Source organism: Pseudomonas sp. Eth.TT006, assembly GCF_054456575.1.
Map to the genome: position 1 here is coordinate 64,794 of NZ_JBTJEN010000019.1, position 18,266 is coordinate 83,059.

Sequence of the window (18,266 nt, forward strand, 5' to 3'; positions counted from 1 at the left end):
AGCTTCTCCAAAAACCGGGCGCGCATTCTACCTGAGTTAGGTCCTCAACAGGCCGGCAATTTGTCTGCCGAAGCACTCTGCACAACATTTGTTGCGAACTTGTGCTGCGAGGCCGGCAAAGCTTTCGCCCGTTGCTGGCAAAAGGCTAAGCTACAGACAATTCAGTGCTGGCCGAGGCCGGTGCTTGTCATGATTTCTCTGCCCGGATGTCTCATGCGCAGTCGCCTTTTCAGTGTCTTGTCCTGTCTGTTTTTTACCGCCGCTGCCGCTCAATCCGCCCAGGCGGTGGACCTGTCCACCCAACGCCAGTATTACGATGAAGCCAAGCGCGCCTTGGCCAAAGGCGATACCGGCCCGTATTTCCGTTACAGCCAGGCCCTGGCCGATTATCCGCTGGAACCGTACCTGGCCTACGATGAACTGACCGCGCGCCTGAAGACCGCGAGCAATGCCGAGATCGAGAAATTTCTCGCGGAGCACGGTGACCTGCCCCAGGCCAACTGGATGAAGCTGCGCTGGTTGCGCTGGCTCGCCGACCGTGGCGACTGGGCGACCTTCACCAGGTATTACGACCCGAAACTCAATTTCACTGAACTGGACTGCCTGAATGCGCAGTACCAGATCAGCAGCGGTCACAAGGCCGAGGGTTACGCCAACGCCGAAAAACTGTGGCTGACCGGCAAATCGCAACCGGCGGCCTGTGACGGGCTGTTCGGGATCTGGGCCGCCGACGGCCAACTGACCGAACAGAAACGCTGGGAACGCACCAAACTTGCCGCACAGGCACGCAATTACCCGCTGGCCAACAGTCTGGTCAACGGTCTGACCACCCTCGCCCCACGCGGTCGTCTGCTGGTGGATGTGGCGCAGAAACCCGAGCTGCTCAATCAGCCGTCGCGCTTCACCCCGGCCGACGAACCGATGTCCGACGTGGTCAGCCTCGGCCTGCGCCGCCTCGCCCGTCAGGATCCGGACAAGGCCATGGCCCTGCTCGACGGTTACGCCAGCAGCATGCATTTCTCCCGCGACGAGAAAGTGGCGATCGCCCGGGAAATCGGCCTGACCCTGGCCCGGCGTTTCGACAGCCGTGCGCTGGATGTGATGACCCAATACGACCCGGAACTGCGCGACAACACCGTTTCCGAATGGCGCCTGCGCCTGCTGTTGCGTCTGGCGCGCTGGGACGATGCCTATCAGTTGACCCGGCGCTTACCGCAGGATCTGGCGACCACCAATCGCTGGCGCTACTGGCAGGCGCGCAGCCTGGAACTGGCGCAGCCACAAAACCTGGAAGCGCAGACGCTGTACAGGAATCTGGCCAAGGAACGCGACTTCTACGGCTTCCTGGCCGCCGACCGCTCGCAATCGCCCTACTCGCTGATGAACAAGCCGCTGGTACTGAGCCAGGCCACCATCAACAAAGTGCGCAACACCCCCGGCGTGCGTCGCGCCCTGGAGTTTCATGCCCGTGGGCAGATCGTTGACGGGCGCCGCGAGTGGTATCACGTCAGCCGGCATTTCAGCCGTGACGAAATGGTCGCGCAGGCCAAACTGGCCTACGACCTCAAGTGGTACTTCCCGGCGATTCGCACCATCAGTCAGGCGCAATATTGGGACGACCTCGATATCCGCTTCCCGATGGCACACCGCGACACCCTCGTGCGAGAAGCCAAGACGCGCGGCTTGCATTCGAGCTGGGTGTTCGCCATCACCCGTCAGGAAAGTGCGTTCATGGACGACGCCCGCTCCGGCGTCGGCGCCAGCGGCCTGATGCAGTTGATGCCGGGCACCGCCAAGGAAACCGCGCGCAAGTTCAGCATCCCGTTGGCATCGCCGCAGCAAGTGCTCGATCCGGACAAGAACATCCAGCTCGGCGCCGCTTACCTAAGCCAGGTGCACAGCCAGTTCAACGGCAACCGCGTCCTCGCCTCCGCCGCCTACAACGCCGGCCCGGGCCGCGTGCGTCAGTGGCTGCGCGGCGCCGATCACTTGAGTTTCGACGTGTGGGTGGAAAGCATCCCGTTCGACGAAACCCGCCAGTACGTGCAGAACGTGCTGTCGTACTCGGTGATCTACGGCCAGAAGCTCAACTCACCGCAACCGCTGGTGGATTGGCATGAGCGGTATTTCGACGACCAATGACCTGTAGGAGCTGCCGAAGGTTCGGGCCGCGTTCGGACGATCTTTTGCTCTTCCATAAAAAATGCCCGCTTTCGAAGATGCGGGCATTTTTTATGGAAGACCAAGATCAAGATCAAAAGATCGCAGCCTTCGGCAGCTCCTACACCGCTATCGCGTGGCCGTCGTTGAATTGCAATGACGCCAGCCGCGCATACAGCGGATTGCTCACGATCAGCTCCTGATGCGTGCCGATCGCCATCAGCTTGCCTTGGTCCATCACCGCGATCCGGTCGGCGTTTTTCACCGTGGCCAGGCGATGCGCAATCACCAGCGTGGTGCGGTTTTGCATCAGGCTGGGCAAGGCTTCCTGAATCAAATGCTCGCTCTGCGCATCGAGGGCACTGGTGGCTTCGTCCAGCAGCAGGATCGGCGCATCCACCAGCAACGCGCGGGCAATCGCCAGGCGCTGGCGCTGACCACCGGACAGCCCCAGACCGCCGTCGCCAAGATGCGTCTGGTAACCGTTGGGCATCTTCTCGATAAAGTCGTGGGCGTGGGCGATTCGCGCCGCTTCCTTGACCTGCTCCAGCGTCGCGTTGGCATTACCGTAGCGAATATTTTCCTCGACGCTGCCAAAAAACAGCGCGGGCGATTGCGAAACCAGGGCGAAATGCCGGCGCAGGTCCAGCGGATCGAGACGGGTCAGCGGCACACCGTCGATCAGGATCTGCCCTTCTAGCGGGTCATAGAAACGCAACAACAAGTCGTAGACCGTGGACTTACCGGCGCCGGATGGCCCGACCAGCGCCAGGGTTTCACCGGCGCGGATGGTCAGACTCAGGCCGTTGACGGCGTAGCTTTCGGGACGCGACGGGTAGGAAAAACGCACATCCTGCAATTGCAGTTCGCCCTTGACTCGCTCCGGTAAGGTCACCAGTCCGGTGGAGGGTGGCTGGATGATGTTCTGCGAACTGAGCAATTCAGCGATGCGCTCGGCGGCACCCGCCGCCCGCTGCAGTTCACCGATCACTTCGCTCAAGGTGCCGATCGCACTGCCGACGATCAGGCTGTAGAAGACGAACGCGGCCAGTTCGCCACCGGTGATGCGCCCGGCAATCACGTCCATGCCGCCGACCCACAACATCACTGCCACCGCGCCGAGCACCAGCACGATCACCATGGTGATCATCCACGAACGCTGGAAGATGCGTTTGCGTGCGGTATCGAAAGCTTCCTCGACCGTGCTCGCGAAACGCCGCTCATCCTGCACCTGGTGGTTGTACGCTTGCACGGTTTTGATCTGGCCGAGAGTTTCGGAAACATAGCTGCCGATATCGGCGACCCGGTCCTGACTCAGCCGCGACAGATTGCGTACACGCCGACCGAAAATCAGAATCGGCGCGACCACGAATGGCAAGGCAATCACCACGATGCTGGTAAGTTTTGCGTTGGTCACGAACAGCAACACCACGCCACCGATCACCATCAACAGGTTGCGCAAAAACATCGACAGTGACGAACCGATCACCGATTGCAGCAGCGTGGTGTCGGCGGTCAGTCGCGACTGGATTTCCGAACTGCGGTTGTTCTCATAGAACCCGGGGTGCAGATAGACCAGATGGTTGAACACCTCGCGCCGGATATCGGCCACGCAGCGCTCGCCGATCCATGACACCCAGTAAAACCGCGCGAACGTGCCCACCGCCAGGCCCAGCACCATCAGCATGAAGATGCCGATGCTCTGGTTCAGTTGATGCGGCGACTGGGTCATGAAGCCCCGATCGACCAGCAGTTTGATCCCCTGCCCCATCGACAACGTGACGGCCGCGGTAACGATCAACGCCAGCAGCGCGCCGCAGACTTGCCAGCGGTAAGGCGCCAGAAATCGACTGGTCAGGCTCAGCGCTCGACGGTGCCGGGAGGAAAGCTTCGAGATCATTCAGGTACACATCCGTGTTGATGAAAGGCCTAGCCTAAACCTTCTTGAGGCGGAACTCTGTAAATCACAATGAGTCAGGTTAAATATGCCCCCAAAGACTAGGCCATAGTTGCTATTGGTCTAATGTCCCGGTTGAGACGAGCGGTCATTTCTGGTGGAGTGGAGATGCCGCTTTTGACAGTCCCCAGAGAGTTGTCACAGCCTGGTCACGTGGCGGTTTTAATCTACGCACGCACCCTGATGAGGAGACAGGCCATGTCCTTGCAACACCGCAGCGAAGACAAGATTCAAGTGATCCGCACGCAGCCAGACCAGTCTCTGGGTTGCTCGATTATCGATGAGCAGGGCCGCGAAGTACCGATCACTGAAGACATGATCCAGAACGCCTGCCGCGAACTGGAGAAGCGATTGGTCAAGCCTGCCGAACAAAAGTGATATAGCCAGCATCTCCTGACCCGGTCCTTGGTTGATCGGGTTTTTTATGCGTGTTGTTCTGTATGTGGTGGTTTGTGATGCTGTGCGATGTTGCATGATGATCTGTGTAGGAGCTGCCGAAGGCTCCTACAGAGGCCAGCGTAAACCTGTGGGAGCGAGCTTGCTCGCGAAAGCGCCGACTCGGTCCCTAGACCACCACCGCCCCCAGCGCCGCCACCATCTGCCGCAACACCGCCGACTCTCCCTCAATCCGCACCTTCAGCCCTTCGATCTCGCGCCGCACCGGATACTGCTTGCGCAACACATCGAACGCCGCACGCTGTTCACCGACGTTGCCTACAAGACTGCGACGGAAATCTGCATCGTCGCGGCGCGGGTCGTACACCCCACGGCACAACATCGCCAGCGCCCAGGCCGGATCGCTGTCCGCATGCAGGGTCACTTCTGACAACCACGGCGCGGGGAGCAAGTCATTGAGCGGGATGCTCGCCGGTTGGCCGATGAATGCGCAGTACGCCTGATATATCTGCGCGGTCCCACGTTGCTTGCCATCGAGGCTGTAACCGGCAATGTGCGGGGTCGCCAGTACGCAGAGTTCGGCCAACGCCACATCGACCTCGGGCTCTGCCTCCCAAACGTCGAGCACCGCTTGCAGGTCCTCGCGCTGCAGCAGCACTTTGCGCAGCGCGGCGTTATCCACCACCGGGCCACGCGCGGCATTGATCAGCCAGGTACCGGGTTTGAGCTGCTGCAGACGCTGCTGATCGAACAGATGCCAAGTGGCGTCTTCACCGCTGCGGGTCAACGGCGTGTGCAGGCTGATCACGTCACACTGCTCGATGATCTGCTCCAGGCTGACATAGTCGCCGCCCTCGCCCGCCTGACGCGGCGGATCGCAGACCTTCACGCTCCAGCCCAAACCTTTGAGTACCTTGATTAGCCGACTACCGACCTCGCCGGCACCGACCACGCCATAGGTGCGCTGCGGCAGATCTACACCCTCGATTTCGGCGAGGGTCATCAGGCTGCCGAGGACATAGTCGACCACCCCTCGGGCGTTGCAACCGGGGGCGCTGGACCAGGTGATCCCCGCTTCGGCGAAATAATCGAGATCAAGATGATCGGTGCCGATGGTGCACGTACCGACGAAACGTACCCGACTGCCTTCCAGCAACGCCCGGTTGACGTTGGTCACCGAGCGCACCAGCAGCACATCGGCCTGTTCGACCGTGGCCCGGTCGATGGAGCGGCCCGGCACCCGGCGGATTTCGCCGAAACCGGCAAAAAAGGCATCGAGCAACGGGATATTTTCGTCGGCAACAATCAGCATGGCGGGCTCCTTTGGCGGATCGGCAGTTTAACTGTAGGAGCTGCCGCAGGCTGCGATCTTTTGCTTTTGTTTTTCGGATTGAGGTCAATCGCTCGCGACCTGCGGCAGCGCCTGAAGATTACAAATCCGCAACAGAGGATTTTTCCTGACTGTCACGTCAACGGCGTAGAATGCGGCGCCTTGCGCATCAACAGCTGTGGACGCTTTGCCTGTGAATTCTGTAACTGAAAAACCTGTCGCCGTTACCCTCACCCGCCCCGCGCGGATTCGTCTGGAGTTGAAAAATCTCCTCGGCCTGGCGCTGCCGATCATCATCGCGCAACTGGCGACCACGGCCATGGGCTTCGTCGATGCCGTGATGGCCGGCCGCGTCGGGCCCAAGGATCTGGCTGCGGTGGCACTGGGCAACTCGATCTGGGTCCCGGTGTTCCTGTTGATGACCGGCACCTTGCTGGCCACCACGCCGAAAGTCGCCCAGCGTTTTGGCGCCGGCACCCACAGCGAGATCGGCCCGATCGTCCGTCAGGCCTTGTGGCTGGCGTTGGTGGTCGGGCTGATCGCGACCTCGATGCTGGTCGCCGCCGAGCCGGTGCTGCACCTGATGAAGGTCGATCCCGAGCTGATCGGCCCGTGCATGCAGTACTTGCATGGCATCGCCAGCGGCCTGCCGGCAGTGGCGTTCTATCACGTGCTGCGCTGCACCAGTGACGGCATCGGCCGAACTCGCCCGGCGATGGTGCTGGGCTTGTGTGGGCTGGCGTTGAACATTCCCCTGAACTACGTCTTCATTTATGGCCACTTCGGCGTGCCGGCCATGGGCGGCGTCGGCTGCGGCTGGGCCACGGCCATTGTCATGTGGGTGATGGCGCTGGGCCTGGCCGGTTGGGAGCGCTGGGCACCGGCCTATCGTTCGAGCGAAATCTTCAGCCGCTTCGACTGGCCGCAATGGGCGGTGATCAAACGCCTGCTGGCGATTGGTCTGCCAATCGGCATCGCGGTGTTTGCCGAGTCGAGCATCTTCGCCGTAATCGCCCTGCTGATCGGCAGCCTCGGCGCCACCGTCGTCGCCGGGCACCAGATTGCGCTGAACGTCAGCTCGCTGGTGTTCATGATTCCCTATTCGCTGGGTATGGCGGTGACCGTGCGTGTCGGCCAGGCTCTGGGCCGTGAAGAACCGCGTGAAGCGCGCTTTGCCGCGGGTGTCGGCATGGGCACTGCGCTGGCCTACGCCTGCCTGTCGGCGAGCATGATGCTGTTGCTGCGCGAGCCGATTGCCTCGATCTACACCGCTGACCCGACGGTGATCCACATTGCGGCGATGCTGATTGTGTACTCGGCGCTGTTCCAGTTTTCCGACGCGATCCAGGTCACCGCCGCCGGCGCTCTGCGTGGTTATCAGGACACCCGGGTGACGATGATCCTGACCCTGTTCGCCTATTGGGGCATCGGCCTGCCGGTGGGTTACGCCTTTGGCCTGACCGACTGGCTCGGCGAACCACGCGGCCCGAGCGGGTTATGGCAGGGTCTGATCGTCGGGTTGAGCTGTGCGGCACTGATGTTGTCGATCCGCCTGACGCGCAGTGCGCGCAAGCGTATTCGGATCAGTCGTTCGGTGGGCTAAGCCCACTTAACGCAAGGCAAAAAAATGTGGGAGCGAGCTTGTTCGCTCCCACATGGCTTGTTGCGTATGTCTGGCGTCAGGCTTGTTTCTTGCGGATCCAGTACAGATAAGTACCGGCCTCTTCGTGCTGGCCGACCAGCTCATGGTCGAGGAAGACGCAGAACTTGGGAATGTCGCGACGGGTCGAGGGATCGGTGGCGATCACCTTGAGCAGGCCGCCAGGCACCAGATCACGAATGTGCTGGTGCAGCATCATCACCGGCTCCGGGCAATTGAGGCCGCTGGCGTCGAGGGTGCCGTCGACCGGGGTATCGATCATTTCACTCATGATTCACTCCTGAAACTGGCCGGCATTGTCGCGCATTGCCGGGTGCTCAGTCATCTGTAGTGTTACGCCACACCCCTGCAGGAGCTGCCGCAGGCTGCGATCTTCTGATCTTTTAAAAGCAAAGATCGCAGCCTGCGGCAGCTCCTACAGGGATCTTTGGTGTTAGCGGGTTTTGGCTTTCTTGGTCTCATGCCGACGCAAATGGCAGGTCACTTCCTCGCGGTCGTGATACAGCTGCTTGCAGCCGATATCGACCTTGATCCCGCGGGCCTTGAAACCCTCGGCGATGCGCTCTAGCAAGCGTTTCACCTCGGCGTAGCGTTGCTTCATCGGCAACTTGAGGTTGACCACCGCTTCGCGGCAATGGCCCTCGCCGATCCACTCTTCGAGCATCGCCGCATTACGTGCGGGCTTCTCGACGATGTCGCAGACCATCCAGTCCACCGGTTGCTTGGGCTTGAAGGTGAAACCGTCAGCCATCAAGTGCTGCACCAGACCGGTGTCCATCAGGCTCTCGGCCATCGGTCCGTTGTCGATGGCGGTCACCAGCATGCCGCGGTTGACCAGTTGCCAGGTCCAGCCGCCCGGCGCGGCGCCGAGGTCGACGCCGGTCATGTCGCTGTGCAGGCGCTCGTCCCATTGATCACGCGGGATGAAGTGGTGCCAGGCCTCCTCCAGTTTCAATGTCGAACGGCTGGGCGCCTCGCGTGGAAACTTCAGGCGCGGAATGCCCATCGGCCACATCGCCGAGTTGCCAGCGTCGGCCATGCCGAGGAACACTTCGCGGCCACTTTTGAAGGTCAGCAGCAGGCGCGGCTTGCTGGCGTCCTCCACCAGTTTTCCGGCAGCGATCAGCGCCTTGCGCAGTGGGCCTTCAAACTTCTTGCAGAAATTCGACAGTTCTTTGCCGTCATTGGTGTCGACCACTTCCAGCCACAGGCTGCCGAACACCGGGAAATCGGCCATGTGCGCGAGGATCACGCTGATCCGGTCGTTTTCCGGCAGATCGATGAAGATCCCGCGCGCCCATTGCCGCGGGAAAATCAGCTCGGCAAAACGCTGGCCGCGCATCAGGCGCTCGGCGCCATCCGCTTCGGTGCAGACAAACTCGGCGTAGGCCGTGGCCGCTTTGGCCTTGGCGTAACCGGCGACGTTCAAGCGGGCGGCGAGGTCGGAAATCTCCGAACAGACTTCGCCTTCGAAGCCTGGCCGGCAATGCATGAATAGGGTGTTCATTCTTACTCCTGGGCAGAGGGCGGACATTCGGCCCCTGCACGATGCTCAAGCTCTGCGTTGCAGCACAGCCTGTCACGAAAACCGGCGCATGATAGCCGAAGTCGGAACCTTGGTTTCGCTCATAGAGTCCAGTTATTAGCCAGCTAATGAAAACAGGGCTACGGTGATAGCTCTGTCTGTCCACTCAGTCCGTAGCCGTGCGGACTCAAAGGAGTGATCGTAATGCCGTCCCTCGATAGCTTGAAAACCCTCAAAACCCTGCAAATCGACGACAAGACCTACCATTATTTCAGTTTGCCGGATGCCGCGAAAAGTCTTGGCAATATCGACCAGTTGCCGATGTCGTTGAAAGTCCTGCTGGAAAACCTGCTGCGCTGGGAAGACGAAAAAACCGTGACCGGCGCCGATCTCAAGGCGATTGCCGCGTGGCTCAAGGAGCGCCGCTCCGATCGGGAAATTCAGTACCGTCCGGCCCGCGTACTGATGCAAGACTTTACCGGGGTCCCCGCCGTGGTCGATCTGGCCGCGATGCGCGCGGCGATGGCCAAGGCCGGCGGCGATCCGCAGCGAATCAACCCGCTGTCGCCGGTGGACCTGGTGATCGACCACTCGGTGATGGTCGACAAATTCGCCACCGCCAGCGCTTTCGAGCAGAACGTCGACATCGAAATGCAGCGCAACGGCGAGCGTTACGCGTTTCTGCGCTGGGGCCAGAGCGCCTTCGACAACTTCAGCGTAGTGCCGCCGGGCACCGGGATCTGCCACCAGGTCAACCTCGAATACCTCGGGCGCACGGTGTGGACCAAGGATGAGGATGGCCGCACTTACGCATTTCCCGACACCCTGGTCGGCACCGACTCCCACACCACCATGATCAACGGCCTCGGCGTACTCGGCTGGGGCGTCGGCGGGATCGAGGCCGAAGCGGCGATGCTCGGCCAGCCGGTGTCGATGCTGATTCCGGAAGTGATCGGCTTCAAACTCACCGGCAAGCTCAAGGAAGGCATCACCGCCACCGACTTGGTGTTGACCGTCACGCAGATGCTGCGCAAGAAAGGTGTGGTCGGCAAATTCGTCGAGTTCTACGGTGACGGCCTCGCCGACTTGCCCCTGGCAGATCGCGCGACCATCGCCAACATGGCCCCGGAGTACGGCGCGACCTGCGGCTTCTTCCCGGTCGACGACGTGACCCTGGAATACTTGCGCCTGTCCGGCCGCCCGAGCGAAGTGGTGAAACTGGTCGAGGCTTACACCAAGGCCCAGGGCCTGTGGCGCCTACCGGGCCAGGAGCCGCTGTTCACTGACAGCCTGGCGCTGGACATGGGCAGCGTCGAAGCCAGCCTGGCCGGGCCGAAACGCCCGCAGGACCGGGTCTCGTTGCCGAATGTGGCGCAGGCCTTCAGTGATTTCATCGACCTGCAATTCAAACCCACCAGCAAGGAAGAAGGTCGTCTGGAAAGCGAAGGTGGCGGCGGTGTGGCCGTGGGCAACGCTGATCTGGTCGGCGAAACCGATTACGAATACGAAGGCCACACCTATCGCCTGAAAAACGGCGCGGTGGTGATCGCCGCGATCACCTCCTGCACCAACACCTCCAACCCGAGCGTGATGATGGCCGCCGGTCTGCTGGCGAAAAAAGCCGTGGAGAAAGGCCTGACGCGCAAGCCGTGGGTCAAGAGTTCGCTGGCCCCCGGTTCGAAAGTAGTCACCGACTATTACAAGGCGGCGGGGCTGACAAAATACCTCGATCAGCTTGGTTTCTCGCTGGTCGGTTATGGTTGCACCACCTGTATCGGCAACTCCGGGCCATTGCCGGAACCGATCGAGAAAGCCATTCAGCAAGCCGACCTTACCGTGGCCTCGGTGCTGTCGGGCAACCGCAACTTCGAAGGCCGGGTCCATCCGCTGGTCAAGACCAACTGGCTGGCCTCGCCACCCTTGGTGGTCGCTTATGCCCTCGCCGGCAGTGTGCGCACCGACATAAGCACGGAACCGCTGGGCAACGACCTGCAAGGTAATCCGGTGTACCTGCGCGATATCTGGCCAAGCAGCAAAGAAATCGCCGATGCGGTGAGTCAGGTCAACACCTCGATGTTCCACAAGGAATACGCCGAGGTGTTTGCTGGCGACGAGCAATGGCAGGCGATCGAGGTGCCGCAGGCCGCCACCTATGTCTGGCAGGACGACTCGACCTACATCCAGCATCCGCCGTTCTTCGACGACATTTCCGGGCCGCTGCCGTTGATCGCCGATGTCAAAGGTGCGCGGGTTCTGGCGCTGCTCGGCGACTCGGTGACCACCGACCACATCTCGCCTGCCGGTAATATCAAGGCAGACAGCCCGGCCGGTCGCTATCTGCGCGAGAAAGGCGTGGAACCGCGGGATTTCAACTCCTACGGCTCACGGCGCGGCAATCATGAAGTGATGATGCGCGGTACGTTTGCCAACATCCGGATCCGCAACGAAATGCTCGGCGGCGAAGAAGGCGGCAACACCATCTACATCCCGAGCGGGGAGAAGATGGCGATCTACGATGCAGCCATGCGCTATCAGGCTGACGGCACCCCGCTGGTGGTGGTTGCCGGTCAGGAATACGGCACGGGCTCCAGTCGCGACTGGGCGGCCAAAGGCACCAATCTGCTGGGGGTCAAAGCGGTGATCGCGGAAAGTTTCGAGCGAATCCACCGTTCCAACCTGGTGGGCATGGGCGTGTTGCCGCTGCAATTCAAGCTGGATCAGAACCGCAAGAGCCTCAACCTCACCGGCAAGGAAAGCTTCGAAATTCAGGGCTTGACCGGTGTGGAACTGACCCCGCGGATGAGTCTGCCGCTGGTGATTACCCGTGAAGATGGGCGCCAGGAGAAGATCGAGGTGTTGTGCCGCATCGATACGTTGAATGAGGTGGAGTACTTCAAGTCGGGCGGCATCCTGCATTACGTATTGCGCCAACTGATCGCCTCATAACCGCAAACCCGTGTAGGAGCTGCCGCAGGCTGCGATCTTTTGACTTTGGCTTTTAAAAGCAGATCAAAAGATCGCAGCCTGCGGCAGCTCCTACAGAGGGGTGTTGTACTTTTCTACAGGCGAAAAAAAACCCGCCGAAGCGGGTTTTTCCCAAGACCATTATCGACTCCCTGTCGGCAGCGAATCCTTGCTATGGTCGATCATCCGTGATCCTGAAACACTCCCTGTGTCTCAGTTGATGGGTGTAGATTACGCGGTGGATCCAATCGGCAATAGTCGAAAAAGCTACTACCGCGTGTAAGACATTCGCTATACAACCCCTTCCGAAAACCCCTAGTTCCGTCAGCCATTTTCGCGTTCACGGGCCTTGGCGCTTTCGGTGAGAAACAGTTCCAGCCGGCTCAGTTGTTCCTCCCAGCCACGACTGTCCATGTAATACGCCTCTTTCTGCCGCACATCGGGAATATGCGCAAAGCCGGATTCGGAGACCTTGAGCAAAGTGCCACCCTCGTAATCCTGCAGTTCGAATTTGACCAGCGTCGTCGGCTCCTGGGAGTAATCGATTTTCGGATTTACCGCGTAAGGGTGCCAGCGAAACGAAAACAATTGCTGCGGCTCGACCCGCTCGACCAGCACGTTCCACAACACGTGCTCATAACCGGGATAGGTGACCTGCCCCTGCGTCCATTCACCGGCGATGAACCGCCGCCCCTCCAGCGCTACACCAAACCACTGACCAAACGCCTCGGCATCGACCAACGCACGCCAGACATAAGAACGCGGCGTCTTGAGCATGATTTTGCGTTCGAAACTATTGGGTACGGGTTTCATAAGTCACCTCCTGTTCTGAACACTAGGCTTGTATGACCACATGTCCAATCTGAAGTTGTATCAAAGCCATGCACGGATTCCGCGTAGCGGAAACATTCGGCGGCATTTCCGCGCATTGAATGAGTGATTGTCTGAGGCAATCCGGCCAGCGAACCTGTTACCTTTTCCAGCAACGCAACAAACAAGGATCCAGCATGCAGCCCTCCCTTGCCGAACGTTATCGTGGCGCCCTCCTCGGCCTCGCTTGCGGCGACGCCGTTGGCACTTCAGTGGAGTTCAAGCCGCGCGGCTCTTTCCCGCCGCTGACAGACATGGTCGGTGGCGGCCCTTTCCACCTCAAACCGGGGCAATGGACGGATGACACCTCGATGGCGCTATGCCTGGCAGAAAGCCTGCTGAGCAAAAAAACCTTCGACGCGATGGATCAGATGGGACGCTATCTGAACTGGTGGCAATGGGGGTATCTCAGCTCGACGGGTGAGTGTTTCGATATTGGCATGACCGTCAGTCAGGCACTGGCGCAGTATCAGCAAACCGGTCAGCCCTTTGCCGGTTCAACTGATCCATATACCGCGGGCAACGGCTCGCTGATGCGCCTGGCGCCGGTGGTGCTGTTTTACTTTCCGGACCTGCAACAGATCCGCCACTTTGCCAGCGAGAGTTCGCGGACCACCCATGGCGCCCCTGAAGCCATCGAATGCTGCCAATTACTTGCCGAACTGATCGCCAGGGCGCTGCTCGGCGCCTCCAAGGCAGAGTTGCGCCGATTGCGACTCTCTACCTTCACTCAAGCCAAGGTCGCCGCGCTCAGCCGAGGTGACTACCTGGCCAAGCCTATCAACGAAATCCGCGGCAGCGGCTACAGCGTCGACTCATTGGAAGCCGCGCTGTGGTGTTTTCAGCAAACCGACAATTTTGCTGCGGCGATTCTGCAAGCCGCCAACCTCGGCGACGATGCTGACACCACTGCCGCTATCGTCGGTCAACTGGCCGGCGCCTATTACGGCGTTCGGGCGATTCCTGCCCACTGGCTGGAAATGCTCCATGACGGTGAAGAAATAGCAGCCACCGCGGATCGTCTGCTCGAAGCATCCCGGTTACACGTTCCTGGATCGAAGCACCACAACCGCTAGACTCTTGCGCACTATCCTCCGACACAGTGAAATTTCCCATGTCCCCACGCTTTTTTCTGGCCCTGACACCCTTTCTGTTTACACCCATAGCCGACGCTGCTGTCAATTGCGCCAATGCCAACGACCAAGCCACCATGAACCAATGTGCCGGGCAGGAATTCAAGGCGGCGGACAAGGAGTTGAACGCGGTATATCAACAGATCACCGGGCGTTTGAAGGACAACCCGGATGGCAAAAAGCTGCTGGTGAGTGCGCAGCGAGCGTGGGTCGGTTTTCGTGATGCCGAGTGCAAGTTCTCCGCGTCCGGGGTGGAAGGCGGAAGTGTTTATCCGTTGATTTACAGTAACTGCCTGACGAGTGTGACCAAGATGCGAGTCGAAGCGCTTAAGCAGTATCTGAAATGTCAGGAAGGTGACATGAGTTGCCCGGTGCCTGGGGCCTGATATTTGATATTCCGCTGTTTCTGTCGCCAGGGTGTCTTTGATACTGTCAGCCAGCTTTACCATCTCCGCGTGGGAGCGGCCGAGAAGCGATCACCTGCAAACCTCAAACTAATTATTGTCATTCGATAATTTATCATCGAGAATTCGCTACCCAATTGAAACAACCAGGAATTCTCATGAGTACTCACATCAACGGATTGGCGCCGCAGCGCATGCACTGGATCGGGCTGCTGGCAGCGATTCTTGTCTGGGTTCTGGGCGTGACGGAGGTCAGCGGTAACGCGACGATATGGTTCTTCAAAAAGGATGAAATGCTGGCGGGCCTGCTCTATGCCTTTGCCGAAGGCTCACCGCAATTGCTTGATCCATTTGTCGAAGGCGCGTTGCTCGATCCCGATACCTGGCTATCGCCAGTGGTTACCGCGTTGATTGTCTTTCTGGACTTCCTGCCCGTGGTCCTGTCGACTTACGCGTTATGGCTGACCGGGTTGTTTTTCCTGCGCCTGTCGCGCGGCGAAACCTGGACCGATCGCAATATCAGGGTCCTGTGGCGCGTAGGGGTTCTGTGCATCGTTTCTCCGGCAACCTACCCACTGATAGAAACCTTGCAAGGTCTGGCGCTGTCGATAGATCTGCCGCCAGGAGACAGGATTTTCCAGTTCTCGATCGGCCTTTCTTCCGCCTCTGCCTACGAGATAATCAAAGGCGTATTGCTGTGCATATTTTCAATTATCATGCGTGACGCAAAAGCACTCAGCGATGAGCAAAGTCAATACATATAGAACAACATAATGACCATTATCGTCCGCCTTGACGTTGTCATGGCCACGCAAAAAATTCGCTCGAAAGAACTGGCCGCCCTGTTAGGCATCACCGAGGCCAACTTGTCATTGCTCAAGAATGGCAAGGTCAAGGGCGTGAAGATGGCCACCCTCGATAAACTCTGCGCAGCGCTCGACTGCCAGCCTGGCGATCTACTGGAATACCAGAAAGACTGAGCCCTGCTGACGACGAGTTATTTATCGCTCGCCTCATACGTTTACTTTTATTCAATCCTTAGTTGTAAGGCGACCTTGTCATGTCCCGTTATTTGCCCTGCGTCCTGTTAATACTGACGGCGTTGCTAGGCGGCTGCGCCACACAAATAGACGTTGCACTCAATGCAATACCCGACCCCGACTATCCGTTCGACCGAAAGGCAACCGTGCTGGTGACCTCGGCCAACAGCGCCGATGAAAACGCGCTGAATGCTCGCTACTATCTTCGCGACATGGTGAATGCGCTGAAAGACCGGGGCTTCCAGGAGGTTTACACCGACGCTACCCTGCCCGGAAATCACGCGCCGATCAAAATGATCCTCACGCTTGATATCGGTAGCCGACAAGTGTCTTACCGTTATACGGCCACCGACTATGGACAAGTGCCGACCAGCACTACGACTGTGTGCAAGAACACCAAGAAGAAAGATGACCGGCTGACCTGCACCAGTAAGCCCACCACGACTTATGGCCCAGTGGGTACTTCAGAGCGAATTGGCTATACCACGCTCAGTACCTTTACTGTCACGGCCAAGGATGAAGCGAGTAAACGCACGGTGTACCTGCTGCGGGCGTCGTCTTATAACGAGGACTGTCAGGCGGCCAAGGTCGAAGCCTTCCTGGTCGAACAAGGTTTGCAGCAACTGAACTTCGAGGACCGTGTGCAACGCAACTACCGCGTCACGATGCCCGAGGGCTATAGCTGCAAATAGTGCGCATCCAGCACAGGCTCAGTTATGACCCTGTGCTGCGATGCTCCTCCCGGTTAAACGTGCGGATCACCCGGTGGTTTGCTCGGCGCGGCGTATTGCGGCTTGAGGTGCCCGTCCTGGTCCAGCAGCCAGGCATCCATGATCTGCCGCACCACTGGACCGGCCACCCGCCCACCGGCCTCACCGTTCTCAATCATTACCGAGATAGCAATCTTCGGGTGCTCCGCCGGAGCGAAGCCAACGAACAAGGCGTTGTCGCGGTGGCGCTCGAGGGTCTTCTCGCGGTTGTAGCGCTCACCCTGCTTGATCGCCACCACTTGCGCCGTACCACTTTTGCCGGCAATGCGGTATTGCGCACCGGCTGCAGCGGCGCGCGCAATACCTCGGGCGTCGTGCATCACCATCTGCATGCCGTGGTTGACCTGATCCCAGTCATGCGGATTCTTCAGCAGGATGTTGGGCATTGGATGTTCGTCAACCGGCGCCACACCATCGACCGTTTTGGCCAGATGCGGGCGGTTCCACACACCTTTGTTGGCGATCAGTGCGGTGGCCTGAGCCAACTGCAGCGGCGTGACCTGCATATAACCCTGACCGATGCCAAGGATCACCGTTTCCCCCGGAAACCACGCCTGACGGCGGGTGGCGCGTTTCCAGGCCTGTGACGGCATCAAACCGGGCGACTCTTCAAACATGTCCAGCGATACTTTCTCGCCAAGACCGAACATGGCCATGTAATCGTGCAGGCGATCGATGCCGAGCTTGTGCGCCAAGTCGTAGAAGTAGGTGTCATTGGAGCGCATGATGGCCGCGTCCATGTCCACCCAGCCGTCACCACTGTGGTTCCAGTTGCGGTATTTGTGATCGAAATCCGGGAGCTGGTAGTAGCCGGGGTCGAAGACACGGGTCTGTGGGGTAACGACGCCCGTATCCAGACCGGCAATGGCCACTTCTGGCTTGATGGTCGAACCTGGCGCGTACAGACCGCGCAGCACACGGTTGAACAGCGGGCGGTCGATCGAGTCACGCAGCGCCGAATACTCCTTGGCGCTGATACCGGTGACGAACAGATTCGGGTCGAAACTCGGATTGCTGACCATAGCCAGCACCTCACCGGTGGACGGGTCCAGCGCGACCACTGAACCGCGCCGGTCCCCCAGTGCCGCTTCGGCGGCTTCCTGCAACTTGACGTCCAGGCTCAGCACAATGTTTTTGCCAGGCACCGGATCGGTGTGCTTGAGCACCCGCAGCACTCGGCCTTGGGCGTTGGTCTCAACCTCTTCGTAGCCAACGTGGCCGTGCAGCTGCGCTTCGTAAAAACGCTCGATTCCGGTTTTGCCGATAGATTGCGTGCCGCGGTATTCAACCGAGTCCAGCGTCTTGGATTCTTTCTCGTTGATCCGCCCAACGTAACCGATTGAATGCGCAAAGTGCGGGCCTAATGGGTAATGCCGAACAAACTGCGGCTCGACATCCAGACCCGGCAGACGGAATTCGTTGACGGCCAACACGGCGATCTGCTCTTCGGTCAATTCGTAGAACAGCGTCACCGGGGTGAATGGATGCCGGGATTGCTTCATGGCCTTATCGAATACGGTACGGTCTTCAGCGGGCAGGTGCAGGAGGTTGATAACCTCGTCCAGTTCATGATTGACGTTCGTGGCGCGTTCGCGGGTGATGACCAGGTTGTAACTGGGACGGTTATCGGCGAGCAGCACACCGTTGCGATCGTAGATCAGGCCGCGGGTCGGCGGGATCGGCAGAATATGGACGCGGTTGTTTTCGGAGATGGTCGAGTGGTAGTCGTATTCCACCACTTGCAGGATGTACAAGCGAATCACCAACGCGCAGCTGATGGCGAAGACGAACAAGGCACATGCGATCAATCGTTTGTTGACCAGCCGTGTCTCTTTCTCGTGATCCTTGATCGGGATAGGTTCTGGCATTTCTACAGCAACTCTTTGGCAAAAATTGAGTGCCGATCCGTGGGCATGACATCAGTCCGTTAAAAAACGAGCTGCACCATACCAAAAACTGCGGGATCACTTCAGAAGGTTTTTTGCCCAATGGCTGCTCTGACGACGGCTGGAAGGGCCTTGCCTTACGCTTGGCTCTTCGTCTGGCAAGCGAACCAC

General features: G+C 59.4%; 15 protein-coding genes. 9 read left to right on the forward strand and 6 right to left on the reverse strand.

Annotation, left to right across the window (positions count from 1 at the left end):
* The first annotated feature begins 213 nt into the window (after positions 1–213).
* On the forward strand, positions 214–2,142 hold the full coding sequence (locus tag ACXR0M_RS24235; protein ID WP_458834180.1) for a transglycosylase SLT domain-containing protein: 1,929 nt from the start codon (positions 214–216) through the stop codon (positions 2,140–2,142).
* Positions 2,143–2,281: 139 nt separating this feature from the next.
* On the opposite strand, the gene ACXR0M_RS24240 is transcribed toward ACXR0M_RS24235, so the two are convergent.
* Positions 2,282–4,060, reverse strand: a complete 1,779-nt coding sequence (locus tag ACXR0M_RS24240; protein WP_458834181.1) for an ABC transporter transmembrane domain-containing protein — start codon at positions 4,058–4,060, stop codon at positions 2,282–2,284.
* Positions 4,061–4,315: 255 nt separating this feature from the next.
* Here ACXR0M_RS24240 and ACXR0M_RS24245 point away from each other — a divergent pair, with 255 nt between their 5' ends.
* Positions 4,316–4,495 (forward strand): PA1571 family protein, encoded by a 180-nt coding sequence (locus tag ACXR0M_RS24245; RefSeq protein ID WP_458834182.1) that lies wholly within the window; start codon positions 4,316–4,318, stop codon positions 4,493–4,495.
* A gap of 187 nt (positions 4,496–4,682) precedes the next feature.
* On the opposite strand, the gene pdxB is transcribed toward ACXR0M_RS24245, so the two are convergent.
* Positions 4,683–5,825, reverse strand: coding sequence for a 4-phosphoerythronate dehydrogenase PdxB (gene pdxB / locus ACXR0M_RS24250; protein WP_458834183.1), 1,143 nt, complete (start codon positions 5,823–5,825; stop codon positions 4,683–4,685).
* Between the two features lie 211 nt (positions 5,826–6,036).
* Between pdxB and ACXR0M_RS24255 the strand changes: the two genes are divergently transcribed.
* A complete protein-coding gene (locus ACXR0M_RS24255) occupies positions 6,037–7,446 on the forward strand; it encodes an MATE family efflux transporter (RefSeq protein ID WP_458834184.1) in 1,410 nt (469 codons plus the stop codon).
* A 76-nt stretch (positions 7,447–7,522) separates the two neighbouring features.
* Here ACXR0M_RS24255 and tusA read toward each other — a convergent pair whose 3' ends face one another.
* Positions 7,523–7,774 (reverse strand): sulfurtransferase TusA, encoded by a 252-nt coding sequence (gene tusA, locus ACXR0M_RS24260; RefSeq protein ID WP_201226619.1) that lies wholly within the window; start codon positions 7,772–7,774, stop codon positions 7,523–7,525.
* Between the two features lie 162 nt (positions 7,775–7,936).
* Positions 7,937–9,010: a 23S rRNA (cytidine(2498)-2'-O)-methyltransferase RlmM gene (rlmM, locus tag ACXR0M_RS24265; protein ID WP_458834185.1), complete on the reverse strand. Its 1,074-nt coding sequence runs from the start codon at positions 9,008–9,010 to the stop codon at positions 7,937–7,939.
* Between the two features lie 222 nt (positions 9,011–9,232).
* Between rlmM and acnA the strand changes: the two genes are divergently transcribed.
* Positions 9,233–11,974: an aconitate hydratase AcnA gene (gene acnA / locus ACXR0M_RS24270; RefSeq protein ID WP_458834186.1), complete on the forward strand. Its 2,742-nt coding sequence runs from the start codon at positions 9,233–9,235 to the stop codon at positions 11,972–11,974.
* A 342-nt stretch (positions 11,975–12,316) separates the two neighbouring features.
* Here the strand turns inward: acnA and ACXR0M_RS24275 are convergent, their stop codons facing one another.
* Complete coding sequence (locus tag ACXR0M_RS24275) at positions 12,317–12,805, reverse strand: SRPBCC family protein (protein ID WP_458834187.1); 489 nt, start codon at positions 12,803–12,805, stop codon at positions 12,317–12,319.
* Between the two features lie 194 nt (positions 12,806–12,999).
* Between ACXR0M_RS24275 and ACXR0M_RS24280 the strand changes: the two genes are divergently transcribed.
* The 5 genes from ACXR0M_RS24280 to ACXR0M_RS24300 all read left to right on the forward strand — a co-directional run bounded on the left by ACXR0M_RS24280 (position 13,000) and on the right by ACXR0M_RS24300 (position 16,131).
* Positions 13,000–13,938 (forward strand): ADP-ribosylglycohydrolase family protein, encoded by a 939-nt coding sequence (locus tag ACXR0M_RS24280; protein WP_458834188.1) that lies wholly within the window; start codon positions 13,000–13,002, stop codon positions 13,936–13,938.
* A gap of 38 nt (positions 13,939–13,976) precedes the next feature.
* On the forward strand, positions 13,977–14,381 hold the full coding sequence (locus ACXR0M_RS24285) for a lysozyme inhibitor LprI family protein (RefSeq protein ID WP_458834189.1): 405 nt from the start codon (positions 13,977–13,979) through the stop codon (positions 14,379–14,381).
* 176 nt (positions 14,382–14,557) lie between these two features.
* Positions 14,558–15,163: a hypothetical protein gene (locus ACXR0M_RS24290; protein WP_458834190.1), complete on the forward strand. Its 606-nt coding sequence runs from the start codon at positions 14,558–14,560 to the stop codon at positions 15,161–15,163.
* A gap of 9 nt (positions 15,164–15,172) precedes the next feature.
* Entirely contained in the window at positions 15,173–15,379 is a 207-nt protein-coding gene (locus ACXR0M_RS24295) for a helix-turn-helix domain-containing protein (protein WP_003226632.1), read from the forward strand.
* 80 nt (positions 15,380–15,459) lie between these two features.
* Positions 15,460–16,131, forward strand: coding sequence for a hypothetical protein (locus ACXR0M_RS24300; RefSeq protein ID WP_458834191.1), 672 nt, complete (start codon positions 15,460–15,462; stop codon positions 16,129–16,131).
* A 53-nt stretch (positions 16,132–16,184) separates the two neighbouring features.
* On the opposite strand, the gene mrdA is transcribed toward ACXR0M_RS24300, so the two are convergent.
* The gene (mrdA, locus tag ACXR0M_RS24305) at positions 16,185–18,077 is read right to left on the reverse strand and encodes a penicillin-binding protein 2 (protein WP_458834192.1); all 1,893 of its coding nucleotides are present in this window, start codon (positions 18,075–18,077) and stop codon (positions 16,185–16,187) included.
* Between the last annotated feature and the right edge of the window lie 189 nt (positions 18,078–18,266).

What these genes read in the sequence shown, in the direction of transcription:
- rlmM (WP_458834185.1), bottom strand. Translation starts at nt 9,010, where the DNA reads ATGAACACCCTATTCATGCATTGCCGGCCAGGCTTCGAAGGCGAAGTC.
- mrdA (WP_458834192.1), bottom strand. Translation starts at nt 18,077, where the DNA reads ATGCCAGAACCTATCCCGATCAAGGATCACGAGAAAGAGACACGGCTG.
- pdxB (WP_458834183.1), bottom strand. Translation starts at nt 5,825, where the DNA reads ATGCTGATTGTTGCCGACGAAAATATCCCGTTGCTCGATGCCTTTTTT.
- ACXR0M_RS24245 (WP_458834182.1), top strand. Translation starts at nt 4,316, where the DNA reads ATGTCCTTGCAACACCGCAGCGAAGACAAGATTCAAGTGATCCGCACG.
- ACXR0M_RS24295 (WP_003226632.1), top strand. Translation starts at nt 15,173, where the DNA reads ATGACCATTATCGTCCGCCTTGACGTTGTCATGGCCACGCAAAAAATT.
- ACXR0M_RS24300 (WP_458834191.1), top strand. Translation starts at nt 15,460, where the DNA reads ATGTCCCGTTATTTGCCCTGCGTCCTGTTAATACTGACGGCGTTGCTA.
- ACXR0M_RS24290 (WP_458834190.1), top strand. Translation starts at nt 14,558, where the DNA reads ATGAGTACTCACATCAACGGATTGGCGCCGCAGCGCATGCACTGGATC.
- ACXR0M_RS24240 (WP_458834181.1), bottom strand. Translation starts at nt 4,060, where the DNA reads ATGATCTCGAAGCTTTCCTCCCGGCACCGTCGAGCGCTGAGCCTGACC.
- tusA (WP_201226619.1), bottom strand. Translation starts at nt 7,774, where the DNA reads ATGAGTGAAATGATCGATACCCCGGTCGACGGCACCCTCGACGCCAGC.
- ACXR0M_RS24235 (WP_458834180.1), top strand. Translation starts at nt 214, where the DNA reads ATGCGCAGTCGCCTTTTCAGTGTCTTGTCCTGTCTGTTTTTTACCGCC.
- ACXR0M_RS24285 (WP_458834189.1), top strand. Translation starts at nt 13,977, where the DNA reads ATGTCCCCACGCTTTTTTCTGGCCCTGACACCCTTTCTGTTTACACCC.
- acnA (WP_458834186.1), top strand. Translation starts at nt 9,233, where the DNA reads ATGCCGTCCCTCGATAGCTTGAAAACCCTCAAAACCCTGCAAATCGAC.
- ACXR0M_RS24280 (WP_458834188.1), top strand. Translation starts at nt 13,000, where the DNA reads ATGCAGCCCTCCCTTGCCGAACGTTATCGTGGCGCCCTCCTCGGCCTC.
- ACXR0M_RS24275 (WP_458834187.1), bottom strand. Translation starts at nt 12,805, where the DNA reads ATGAAACCCGTACCCAATAGTTTCGAACGCAAAATCATGCTCAAGACG.